The sequence below is a fragment of the Treponema sp. genome (assembly GCF_024696245.1).
Lineage (GTDB): Bacteria > Spirochaetota > Spirochaetia > Treponematales > Treponemataceae > Treponema_D.
Genome location: NZ_JAILGZ010000055.1, coordinates 1 through 11,566, shown reverse-complemented (window position 1 = coordinate 11,566; position 11,566 = coordinate 1). Strand labels below are relative to the sequence as shown.

Below are 11,566 nucleotides of genomic sequence, written 5' to 3'. Positions count from 1 at the left end.
TAGCGAGGGCAGGACTCGGACCTGCGGCCTCCGGGTTATGAGCCCGACGAGCTGCCAACTGCTCTACCTCGCGTCGTAATGTTCAAATATTGTAGGGGAATATATTGGAATTGTCAAGCAAAAGTTTTAATTATTTTTTGTTTTTTGTGATTTTTTTTACAATAATCAAGTTTTTTCTATATAAATGGCTACTTTTCCCTTGTTTAGTATGACACTTTTTGATAAAATGTCATTATGAATACTTTTGTGGCATTATGCGCAGTTGGCGCCGAGAAGATTTTAGGCAATGAACTCAAGCATCTGGGATTTCACCTTGTACAGGGCAATACCCCGGGTCGTGTAACTTTTACAGGAAACGATGACGCTCTTTACCTTTCAAACTATTCCCTCAGGACAAGCGACCGCGTTTACCTGCAGATGGCTAAATATGAAGCTGCCGATTTTGATTCACTTTTTGACGGCTGCTACAGAATTAACTGGCAGGACTACTTTAAGAAAGACGTGCATGTAATCGTTGATAAAGTACGTATCTACAAAAGCAAGCTTAACAGTGAACACAGCATTCAGGGTATGATTCAAAAGGCCATTTACAAAAAACTTGGTTCAATCTGGCACATGACAACTCTTCCGGAAAGCGGTTCAGAGTGTGATGTTCGTGTTTATCTTGAAAATAATACAGCAACTATTCTTCTTGATACAAGTGGTGAAGCTCTTCATAAAAGAGGTTATCGTACAGACGGTGGTATTGCTCCTTTAAGGGAAACTACTGCTGCCGTTATGATTCAGGAAATGATGTGGAGAAGAAAGACTGCCCTTCACGATCCATTCTGTGGAAGTGGTACAATTGCAATCGAAGCTAATCTTTATGCCCACAACATTGCTCCAGGTCTTGGCAGGCACTTTGCTTACGAAAACCTTGCAATCTATAACCAGCAGAAAGCAGTGGATATTAAAAAAGCTCTTGCTGAACAGATTCGTACAGATGTTGAATGTCGTATTACCGGAAGTGACATAGATCCTGTAGCAGTAGAAAGAGCCAAGCTGAATGCTGAACATTCCTGTGTTGCAGCTGGTCGTGCCCTTCAGATGATAGGTAGTGATGCAAAAATTGAACGTCCGGAATTCATCGTAAGTGACTTTGCAGATCTTGAAGCTCCATACGAAAGCGGACTTCTTCTTTGCAATCCTCCTTATGGTGAACGTATCGGCGATATTCAGGAAGCAGAAATGCTTTATACAAAAATGGCCGGCCTCTTTAACGACTTTGCGGGCTGGAACATGGGAATCATTACAAGTCAGAAAACTTTTGAACAGTGTATCGGTAAACGTGCTGAATCTAAAAAAACATTAAAAGCCGGTAATCTGGATACAATTCTTTATAAATACTGAGGCAGGCAATGGCAGTTTTAGTTGAACACAATAAACGAAAACGCGAGATTCTTGAAAAGTCCCTTGAACTCTTTATCGAAGAAGGATACGAAGACGTTACTTTTCAGAAAATTGCAGACAAATGCGGAATCACCAGAACTACCCTTTATATTTATTTTAAAAACAAGAGGGAAATCTTTGTTTACAGTATTAAGCAGATGACAGAGACTCTCGAAAAATCCCTTATTAAAATCATAAAGGACGACAGCCTTACTTCCATCGATTGTCTCAGAAATATTTTTGAAGAAATACTTTCCCACATAGAAAATAATTCCCAGCTTTTTAAGGTTCTTCTTATTTATTTAATTCAGCTTCAGAAAAGCGGTGTAAATGTAGACGAAAGGGTTACCCGCCGTGTTATCAGGGTTCAGCATCTTATGAGCACAATTATTATTCGTGGTCAGAAAAAAGGTGAAATTAAACAGATGTCTGTAAAAGAAGCAAATGATTTGTTTTACAGCCAGATGGAATGTGCAATATTCCGGCTTGCAGTTCTTGGAAAAAAGCAGCTTACCGGAATCCGCGAAATGATTAATTACATTATCGAAAATATTAAGGCCTGATGTTTTTTACTCTAAGGTTACATCGTAAACATCAGGTTCTTCAGTCTGAGCACTTACAGTAAAGTAAGAAGCAGAGACTGTATCAACATACAAATCAGTATCAGTCAGAGGTTTTGTCCAGGCAATATTCATAAAGGGAGCCTCTGATTCATAAGCACCCTTTGACGGATCAAATTCTTCCTGACCATAAAGACCGGTAATTTTAAGTTCCTTATCCCTGAAGGTTGAAGGAAGAACACTTCCCAGGGCAATCTGAAAACATTCAACTGAATTAACAGTCTGTTCACTTAATTCAAAAAGCTGGGTACGGGTACCGTTATTAAGACCAACCATAAGATCAAAATAAACAGGTGTTCCGCTTGTTGAATCATGGGTTTCTGGAAGTTCATGGGTACCGCTGGTAACAAGAAGGGCCTTTTCTATAGTAAGAACATAGGTTCCGGAATCATAATTAATTTCAAGAGGAGTAGAAGTATCTACAGCTGTAAGCTCCCTTTCACCGCTGCCAGAAGTTCCCTTGCCGGCGTAAGAAATTGTTGTCTGGGAATAAGTGTAGCCGTCTGCCTTACGGTAACGAACGTAATACTGATAATACTTGCTGCTGTCAGTATAGTAATCAATAAAAGTCATGGCATTATTATTATAATAATCAGTAGGAACTATCTGACCTACAACCACTGTTGAATCATCAACCTTGTCAGCATCCTTGGATCCGCTGCTTACTTCATAACGGATTATATTTATGTAATAGCAGTTTGACTGATGTACAGGTGTAATAATAATACTTGCATCATCACTTCCATAAGTAACGGTTGGTGCTGTAATGGAACCGTCATCTGTAGAGAAATCTATAAAACCGCATGAAGAAAACAATGCCGCAGCAAAAGCTGTGGTCAGCAAAATAAATATCTTTTTCATCTTTTAAATTTTCGGAAATTAATTAAATACTATTAACAGTTTTTTTTAAAAGAGATTTCCAGTATATTTTAGGTATGTTAGCAAATGCAGTTATTTATTTAAGTTTTTTTCCGGTGATTTTTTTCTGTGCAGTGCTTTCCCTTTCAATAAAGGAATTCAAGCCAGTATATGGAATCCTTGCCTGTGTTCTTGGACTTGTAGCACTGATTCCAATAGAAATAATTCAGTTTACAATAAACTCAAATGTAAACTTTACCCTGGCAAGCATGCAGCTGCTTTTAAAATGTCTTTTAGTAAATGGTCTTGTTGAAGAAACAGCAAAGATGGCCGTACTCTTTGCCCTGCCTGCAAAAAAATTAAATAAGGCAAGTTTCTTCTGGTGTGCAGCATTATCCGGACTTGCCTTAGGCTGTTATGAACTTTTTATTTACCTTGTGCTGAACCTGCATTTTCAAAATGCTTTGTTAAGGTTTTTAACGGCCGTTATAATTCATACAGCATGTTCTGCCCTTAGCGGACTTTTTGTTTATTCAGTAAAGGCAAAGAAGTTTTCTCCCTTCCCTTTTATTTGTGCAATTCTTTTCCACGGCATTTACGATTATTTTGCTGGATTCCCAAAGAACACAGTATTCTTTTACTTTTCTTTTATCGTAATCATCTTTGCACTAATCGAATGCCGGGCAATTTATTTTGACAAGCCGGAAGAATGATTTCTAATAGCCCGTATTCTTTTTAAAAGAGGCGGGTGACTGTAATAGAAAGCACAGTAAATATCCGGCGGAACAAATTCACTTAAGTTTTCTTTATTCAATTTTATAAGGGCTGTGCACAGGGCTTCTCCCCCATTGCAAACCTCAGCAGAAAATGCATCAGCCTGATATTCATCCTTACGGCTAAAATAATTCTGAATCAGTCCTGTAAAAATTCCAAAGCCGGAAAGTGAAAGTCCCAGTAAAAATATTCCTGCATATTCAAGAGCTGCATAAGGATGCATATTCTCTATTCCTTTAATATCAAAAAGCTCAGGAGAAAAACCAAAGCTTGTATACAAAGGTGAATATTTTGAAAGAAGGCTGGCTGCAAATGTTACGACAAAAATAAGAGGAATAGAAACAAGCAGCTTCTTAATAATATGGTGCTTTTTGTAATGACCAAGTTCATGTCCGAGTACTGCTTCTATTTCATCAACAGAAAGCTGTTCAATAAGTGTGTCATATAAAACGATGCGCTTTGATTTTCCAATTCCGGTAAAATAGGCATTTGAATGTTTGCTGCGTTTAGATGCATCCATCTTAAAAATACCACTGGACTTAAAACCTGTTTTTACCAGAAGGGCCTCAAGACGTTCTTTAAGTTCTCCGTCTTCAAGGGGTGTAAACTTATTAAAAATTGGAGCAAGGAAAACAGGATAAATAAAACTGAGCAAAAGACTGAATCCAATAAGAACGGCACTTACAAAAACCCACCAGTAGTTGTTAAGGTGAATAAGAATAAAGGCAACTGCTCCCATCAAAAGGGCATTCATAATAAGACCAAGAATAATGGACTTGATTCCATCAAGGATAAAAAGCCCCACTGTCATTTTGCTAAAGCCGTACTTCTTTTCCAGACAGAACTCGCTGTAAATATCAAAAGGTATAGAAAGAATATCTGCAGGAAGAGAAACAAGAATCTCAAAAAGAATAATTGTTATGTAAGCGTTCTGGGAGTTATTCCAAAGCAGGGCAAATACGTCCTGATAAAAATAAACATAAACCAGAAGGAGCTTTAAGAAAAAGAAGAGAAAGCTTTTAGGAATAAAGAAAAAATATTTTTCATTTTCATAGTTACAGGTCTTTTCTAAAACTGCTTCATCTACATGGCCTGCAAGTTCAGCAGGAATTTCCTTACCATGAAGCTTTCTCTGTTTGTAATCCACATATTCAAGAAATTGAACGGTTACAAATTTTAAGACAGCACCTGCAATAAAAATGTACAAAAATAATTTTTCCATATTAAAAATCTTCTCTCCTTTTTTTAATAAATCCTTTGCTTATAGCTTCAGCAAGCTTGTTCCTTATGCCTGAAAAACAATTTTTCCATCAAGGAAAGTTGCCATTATAGAACCGGAAAGTTTTTTATTTTCAAGAGGAGTAAATTTACCCTTGCTTATAAACTCATCTCCGTGAACTGTCCATTCTTCATCAAGGTTAACAAGAACAAGGTCAGCAATATATTCTTCTTCAAGAAGTCCCCTGTTTTTTAATCCAAGAATTTCTGCAGGACGGGCACTCATTAATTCAGACAGCTGCTTTAACTTCATGCCACCTTTCTTTACAAGATTTGTATAGCTTACGGCAAAAGAAGTTTCCAGTCCGGAGAAACCAGGGCTGCCGCCTTTTTTGTCTTCTTCTGAATGAGGTGCATGGTCTGTTGCAATTACATCTGCAGTTCCGTCTTTAAGGGCCTGAACACAGGCAAGGCGGTCTTCTTCACTTCTAAGGGGAGGATTTACTACGTTAAAGATTTCCGGAATCTTTTCTCCGCTTAAGCCAAGATGGTGTGGAGTTACTTCGCAGGTAATGTTAAGGCCTTCTGCTTTTGCACGACGAACTGCATCAAGACAGGTTTTTGTACTTACATGACAAAGATGAAGGTGACAGCCGGCTTCTTTTGCAAGTTCAATATTTCTAAGGGTAGCTGTATCTTCTGCAAGTTTTAAAAGAACATTTGCTTCCTTTAAATTTGCAGCAGCCTCTTTCTTTTGTGCAGGACTGGCTTTACCTGATTTCAAAAGTTCAAGGGCATTCTGTCTGTAAGGTTTTGCAGCAAGAGCAAGGGAAGGATCTTCACAATGACAGCTGACAATTATTTTTTTTGCAGCAGCCTTTTTCATTGCTTCAAGCATAACAGCAGAAGAAGCAACTTCCTTTCCGTCTTCAGTAATAAGGGGAACAACTTTTGCATTCAATTCATCAAGATGGGAAATTGTTTTACCATCAAAATCTTTTGTAATGCTTACACTCTGAATTACATTGCAGTAGCCGGCAAGCTTAGCCTTGCTGTTATTAATCTGTGCCATTTCCTGAGAAGAAACTACAGGTTTTGTATTAGGCATAAGAACGCAGAGAGTGTATCCCCCTGCAGCAGCTGCCATGGTACCTGATTCAATGTCTTCTTTATAAGTAAGTCCAGGATCCCTAAAGTGAGCATGCATGTCTATAAAGCCAGGCATAAGGGCTGCACCTTTTGCATCAAACTTGCTTACGTTCTGGTCCTTAAGCATTTCCTTTACAGTTTCTTTTGAAGGAAAACCTGCAATCTTGTTTTTGCTGATAAGCACAGCACCATTTTTTACGTCGATGTTTTTATCAACAAGGCGGGCATTGTAAATCAAAGTTAAGTCTTTCATTTCTTCTCCTGTCTTTTTTGAAGAATAGCTAAGAAAAATCAGTCTTCTAAAACTGAACCAAGTATTCCTGCCTTATAAACAGAATCACAGTAAACACAGCGGTACTGCTTTTTTTCTTTGCTTACAAGGTGAAACTCCTGAGGCATATAGTGTTCTGTCATTGTAATGCAGCGTGGATTTTTACATTCCATAACACCTTCAACTTTTGCAGGAAGTTCCATCTTAATCTTACGAACGATTTTTCCTTCCTGAATTACGTTTACGGTAATATTTTCGTCGATGTAACCAAGAACGCTGTAATCAATGTTAATGATGTTATCGATTTTAATAATGTCTTTTTTTCCTGTTTTCTGAGACTGAGCATTTACAACAAGAGCTGTAGTAAATGGTGCTTTATCAAGACCAAGCCATTTGAAAACTTTCCATCCAAGTCCTGCCTGAATATGATCAATTACAAGGCCGTTTTTTATTTCATCAATATTAAGCATTGTTTTTCTCCTGCTATTTTTTTATCAGAGACAACCAGTGATTTTTGCAATCAAAGCCATGCGGGCATACATTCCGTACTTAACCTGCTTAAAGTATGCTGCACGTGGATCATCATCTACTTCCGGCTGAATTTCATTAACACGTGGAAGTGGATGAAGGACAATCATGTCTTTGCGGGCAAGCTTCATCTTTGCCTTATCAAGAATGTAACTGTCCTTAAGGCGGATGTAATCCTGTTCGTTAAAGAATCTTTCTTTCTGAACACGGGTCATGTAAAGAATATCCAGGTCACCGATAACGTCTTCCAGTTTTTCTGCAGTTGTAAATTCAATTCCGGCAGGTTTAAGAATGTCTTCCGTAATATATTCAGGTACTTTAAGTTCTTCAGGACTGATAAAAACAAACTTGTTGTTCTTGTAGCGGCTCATTGCTTTTGCAAGGGAATGAACTGTGCGGCCAAACTTAAGGTCTCCGCAGAAACCTATTGTATGATTTTCAAATCCACCCTGAAGTCCCCGGATTGTAAGAAGGTCAGTAAGGGTCTGGGTTGGATGATAATGTCCACCGTCTCCTGCATTAATAACAGGTACAGGTGAATACTTGGAAGCAAGAAGAGCGGCTCCTTCTTTAGGTGAACGCATTGCAATTACATCAACGTAGGAACTTACTACCCTGATTGTATCTGCAAGAGTTTCTCCCTTTGTAGAAGAGGTGTAGCTTGCATCTGCAAAACCTTCTACCGTTCCGCCAAGGTGAAGCATGGCTGCCTCAAAAGAAAGCCTTGTTCTTGTACTTGGCTCAAAAAAAAGTGTCGCAAGAATTTTCCCGCGACACACATCTTGAAACGAAACTGGATCTACAATCATCTGTTCTGCAAGGGAACAAATTTCATCAATTTCTCCCACTGTCAGATCACCTGGCTCTATAACATGCCTTCCTGTTAACATTGAATACCTCTGTAAGTAATTTTTACGAGTGTAACACGAAACAGAGGCTTTGCAAATACCTTAAACCGTTGTAGGAAGGACATTCATTACGTCCAGGGTATTGTTCTTGAGGGAAGCATTATATCTCTTTCCCTTATAACAAATTACCAGCTGGTCAATAAAATCATGTCCCGGCTTTGAATAGAGCTTTGCGGCCTTTATCCTGCCATCTTTCCAGGTAATATTTGCATAAACATTGCCCTTTAAGCTGGCACCCTTAAATTCACCGGAAGCAATACATTCAGGAATATCCTCAAGAAGGGAAATCTCAAGCTTATCATCCTTAACCCTGCTGCTGATAATTCTCTGGGTTGTTGTATAAAGGATTTCAAAGTTTCTGTCCAGGAATGATTCAGGCTCAAATTTAAAATCCGAAGCTTCTGCCTTTTCTACTGCAGCTTCGTCATATTCAAGGGCAGACTTTTCAAGACGCTTTTTCATTGCCTTAAACAAAATCTGATCTTCATCAAAAGAAGAAATACTGCAAATCTCTCCTGCCTTAATTACTTTTTCAAACATTTTATAAAGGGCATAATTTTCTTTTGCCCCGGAAACGCCTGCATAAAAAGTTTCACCGTCTTTTTTATATTCACCAAAAGAAGGAATAAGGCTGGCTGTCTTACCGTCATTTTCTACTGTAAGAAGAGCTGCATAAAAACGTGCAATGTCGTTAAGGAAGCCATACTCTTTTTTAAGGAACTTAACGTTCATGGTGCTGTAGTACTGATTCATAACAGCATCAACCATGGTAGTACCGCTGAGAATTGAATATGAAGTCCTTAAATCTGAACCGGCTGGACAAGTATCTCCCCACAAATCTGTTAATGAGTGAAGAACACAACCCTGCTGACCATACATTTCTCTTGCAGTAACCCGGCCATGAAGGTAAAGCTTTTTATAAAGGGTTTTTACAGAAAGACCATTACGCTTAAGACCTGTTGCATAAGTAGAAAATATTTCTGCCGGAATATTTGCCAGTGAATAGCGCACATCTTCTGCATTTTCTGATTCAGTAAGCCAGAGACCGCACTTTAACGGAGGCAGGCTGCCAGGATTCATTGAAGAAGAAGCTAAAAGGTAGCGGCTGAAATTCCAGAAGGTTTCCATAAAGTCCAGGGAAGATTTATTTTCCATAAGTTCCTCAGCACTAAGTTTTGAAGAACCATCTGTAAGGTTAAAGGAAACCCTCTTAAACTGAGCAAGAGACTCCTGAAGATGAAGGGTCTTTATTGAATCATAGTTTCTGTTTGCAGCAAGACAAAGCTTCTTTAAAGCACGATCTGCACTCCACAAGGCAAGGGAATCACACTTTCTGTGAACATCCCCGTTCTTTTTAAAGTAGTGGGACTTTCTGAAGGCTGACTCAACATCAACATAAAGGGTTACTTCATCAGCTTTTTCTATAATAATATTTGAACCTACAGTTTTAACATTGCCGTCTACTGCTACAGCCATAACCATTGCAGCAAAAGGAACTCCGTTTATACTGTGAAAACATACAGTATCATTAGAAAGGGCATACTTTTTGTAAGCATCCTGACATTCAAGATAAACCCTGAGGTAAATACTCTTAGGTGTTGATGCAGAAATATGAACTGCCAGAAGATCATCCTGAAGGGAAGCAAATACTTCTGTTGTATAAGTTATGCTTGAACCATTTGTATTTTTAGAAAGGTCTTCCGTACTTGGAGTTTTTGATTCCCTGGTAAAAACAGTTGTTGCAAGAGCTGTTTCAAAATCCAGCTGTCTTTTATAGAAAGAAACTGATTCATCAAGATTTCTTCTTACACCATCAGGTCCCTTAAGGCCGTAGGTTTCTCCGTCATAATAATCTATATGAAGGGCACCTGCTGACTTATAATGAGCCGGTTTTTGAGGAAGGGCTGTAAAACTTTCGTAAATCAGCTCCTGAGCTTCCGGAATACGATTCAATTCAATAAGATTACGCACATCCTTAAGAGAAGATGCTGCACTGGTATTATTTCTATTTGTATATGGCTTGGACCAGACTGATTCTTCGTTCAGGTCAATAACTTCATGACCAATATTTCCGTGAACTAAAGCACCAAGTCTTCCGTTACCAACAGGAAAAGCTTCTTTAATATTCTGAGCCGGTTTTTTGTACCACAATGAATTCATAAATCACCCTCACTTATATTATTTTTTATTTTAACATATAAATTTATCTTAGGCACCATGTTTAATCCCCTGTGGAATTCTGCGGGAATTTTTTAGCCGTAACTATTTATATAATACTACTTGTAATTCAATTTTAAATTCACTTTAATTCTTAAATTATGATGAATTTAATACACAAGATAATCCGCTTTTTAAAAAGGGAAACCGTTCTTACCTGCGCCTGGATTCTTGCAATAATATCTGCTTTTTTTGTTCACCCGGACAGCCGCTATATTTCTTACATAGATTTTTCTTCCCTCCTTATTCTCTGGAGCCTTATGGTTATAATGCAGTTTTTTTCTTCGGAGGGAATCTTTGTTCTTACAGGTAAAAAGCTCCTGACCCTGACAAAAAAAATATGGCAGCTGGCTCTTGTACTTATTCTTCTCTGCTTTTTTACTTCCATGCTGATTACAAACGATGTTGCCCTGATTACCTTTGTTCCCTTCAGCATCCTTATGCTTACCGCCTGTAACCGCAAGGACCTTCTGATTCCGGTTATAGTACTCCAGACCATTGCAGCAAATACCGGCAGCATGTTTACCCCTGTAGGCAACCCTCAGAACCTTTATCTTTTTTCACTGATGAACTGCAGCCTTAAGGAATTTCTTATGCTGATGCTTCCATACACCGGCTTTTCTTTTATTCTTCTTTTAGGGGGAATCTTACTGCTGAAAAATAAAACAGAACCCTGCGGCAACATGAAGGATGATTCATCTTTTATCAGAATAAATCCCCTTACCAGCGGAATCTACGCCCTGCTTTTTATTACTGCCATACTTACCGTGCTTAAGTTTATTCCTTTTTATGTATTAGCCGGCCTTGTCCTTATTGCCACCCTGATAATAAAGGCCCCGATTCTCTTAAAAGCTGACTATGCCCTGCTTTTTACATTTATTGGTTTCTTTATCTTTACCGGAAACATAGCCCGAATTGAAGTTTTTAAAAAAGCCCTGGAAAATCTTGTAGCCGGAAACGAAGTCCTTACCGGAATAGCCGCCAGCCAGGTTATAAGCAACGTACCAGCCGCCCTTCTTTTATCCGGCTTTGCCTCAAACCTAAAAGCCCTGACCACAGGAGTAAACATAGGAGGCCTTGGCACCCTTATAGCTTCCATGGCCAGCCTTATCTCCTACAAACTCTACACCCAGACCCCGGAATGTAAAAAATCCTCATATATGCTCTATTTTACAACAGCCAACATAATCACCCTCCTCCTCCTAATCTCCCTAAATTTTTTAATAAAATTTACCCCTCTCTATTGACACAAAAAGCTCTTTTTTATATATTATCTTCACATTCAACAATGAATGCTCCCTTAGCTCAGTCGGTAGAGCAACGGACTGTTAATCCGTGTGTCGCTGGTTCAAACCCAGCAGGGGGCGACGAAAACCTCTCTTTCTTTAAGAGAGGTTTTTTTATTTTAAATCAAGTAAGTATTATTTAATAAATATAGTGCTGGGTTTGAAGTTTTCGTCTGCGCCGACCAGGTGGGAGGAAGAAGCAGATGAAAACAGGCCCGTTAGGGCAAACCCATCGAAAACGTATTTAACACCCTCTTAGCAATACAAACGATTTTTTTTATCATTTAATACATATATGCAATGCTGGGT

Annotated in this window: 10 protein-coding genes and 2 tRNA genes; 5 read left to right on the top strand and 7 right to left on the bottom strand. The window is 38.6% G+C overall.

The genetic code is table 11. The annotated features are described in order from the left end of the window. A tRNA-Met gene (locus K6D58_RS03900) sits at window positions 1–73 on the bottom strand. A gap of 161 nt (window positions 74–234) precedes the next feature. Here K6D58_RS03900 and K6D58_RS03895 point away from each other — a divergent pair. Together K6D58_RS03895 and K6D58_RS03890 are read left to right on the top strand one after the other, a co-directional pair. Beyond that, complete coding sequence (locus K6D58_RS03895; protein ID WP_296827827.1) at window positions 235–1,389, top strand: THUMP domain-containing class I SAM-dependent RNA methyltransferase; 1,155 nt, start codon at window positions 235–237, stop codon at window positions 1,387–1,389. 8 nt (window positions 1,390–1,397) lie between these two features. Next, on the top strand, window positions 1,398–1,991 hold the full coding sequence (locus tag K6D58_RS03890; RefSeq protein WP_296827826.1) for a TetR/AcrR family transcriptional regulator: 594 nt from the start codon (window positions 1,398–1,400) through the stop codon (window positions 1,989–1,991). 6 nt (window positions 1,992–1,997) lie between these two features. Here the strand turns inward: K6D58_RS03890 and K6D58_RS03885 are convergent, their stop codons facing one another. Then, window positions 1,998–2,909, bottom strand: a complete 912-nt coding sequence (locus tag K6D58_RS03885; protein ID WP_296827825.1) for a hypothetical protein — start codon at window positions 2,907–2,909, stop codon at window positions 1,998–2,000. A gap of 74 nt (window positions 2,910–2,983) precedes the next feature. On the opposite strand from K6D58_RS03885, the gene K6D58_RS03880 reads away from it, so the two are divergent. Beyond that, the gene (locus K6D58_RS03880) at window positions 2,984–3,619 is read left to right on the top strand and encodes a PrsW family glutamic-type intramembrane protease (protein WP_296827822.1); all 636 of its coding nucleotides are present in this window, start codon (window positions 2,984–2,986) and stop codon (window positions 3,617–3,619) included. Here the strand turns inward: K6D58_RS03880 and K6D58_RS03875 are convergent. The 5 genes from K6D58_RS03875 to K6D58_RS03855 all read right to left on the bottom strand — a co-directional run bounded on the left by K6D58_RS03875 (window position 3,595) and on the right by K6D58_RS03855 (window position 9,914). After that, complete coding sequence (locus K6D58_RS03875) at window positions 3,595–4,902, bottom strand: M48 family metallopeptidase (protein WP_296827821.1); 1,308 nt, start codon at window positions 4,900–4,902, stop codon at window positions 3,595–3,597. The two genes, K6D58_RS03880 and K6D58_RS03875, sit on opposite strands and share 25 nt — an antisense overlap. 63 nt (window positions 4,903–4,965) lie before the next feature. Continuing rightward, complete coding sequence (locus K6D58_RS03870) at window positions 4,966–6,300, bottom strand: dihydroorotase (RefSeq protein WP_296827818.1); 1,335 nt, start codon at window positions 6,298–6,300, stop codon at window positions 4,966–4,968. A gap of 38 nt (window positions 6,301–6,338) precedes the next feature. After that, entirely contained in the window at window positions 6,339–6,788 is a 450-nt protein-coding gene (locus tag K6D58_RS03865; protein WP_296827816.1) for an aspartate carbamoyltransferase regulatory subunit, read from the bottom strand. Between the two features lie 24 nt (window positions 6,789–6,812). Continuing rightward, a complete protein-coding gene (gene pyrB, locus K6D58_RS03860) occupies window positions 6,813–7,736 on the bottom strand; it encodes an aspartate carbamoyltransferase (protein ID WP_296827813.1) in 924 nt (307 codons plus the stop codon). Between the two features lie 60 nt (window positions 7,737–7,796). Beyond that, the gene (locus K6D58_RS03855; protein WP_296827810.1) at window positions 7,797–9,914 is read right to left on the bottom strand and encodes a glycoside hydrolase family 95 protein; all 2,118 of its coding nucleotides are present in this window, start codon (window positions 9,912–9,914) and stop codon (window positions 7,797–7,799) included. Between the two features lie 158 nt (window positions 9,915–10,072). Between K6D58_RS03855 and K6D58_RS03850 the strand changes: the two genes are divergently transcribed. Further along, the gene (locus K6D58_RS03850) at window positions 10,073–11,218 is read left to right on the top strand and encodes an SLC13 family permease (RefSeq protein WP_296827808.1); all 1,146 of its coding nucleotides are present in this window, start codon (window positions 10,073–10,075) and stop codon (window positions 11,216–11,218) included. Between the two features lie 47 nt (window positions 11,219–11,265). Continuing rightward, window positions 11,266–11,338 (top strand) — tRNA-Asn (locus K6D58_RS03845). The last annotated feature ends 228 nt before the right edge of the window (window positions 11,339–11,566 follow it).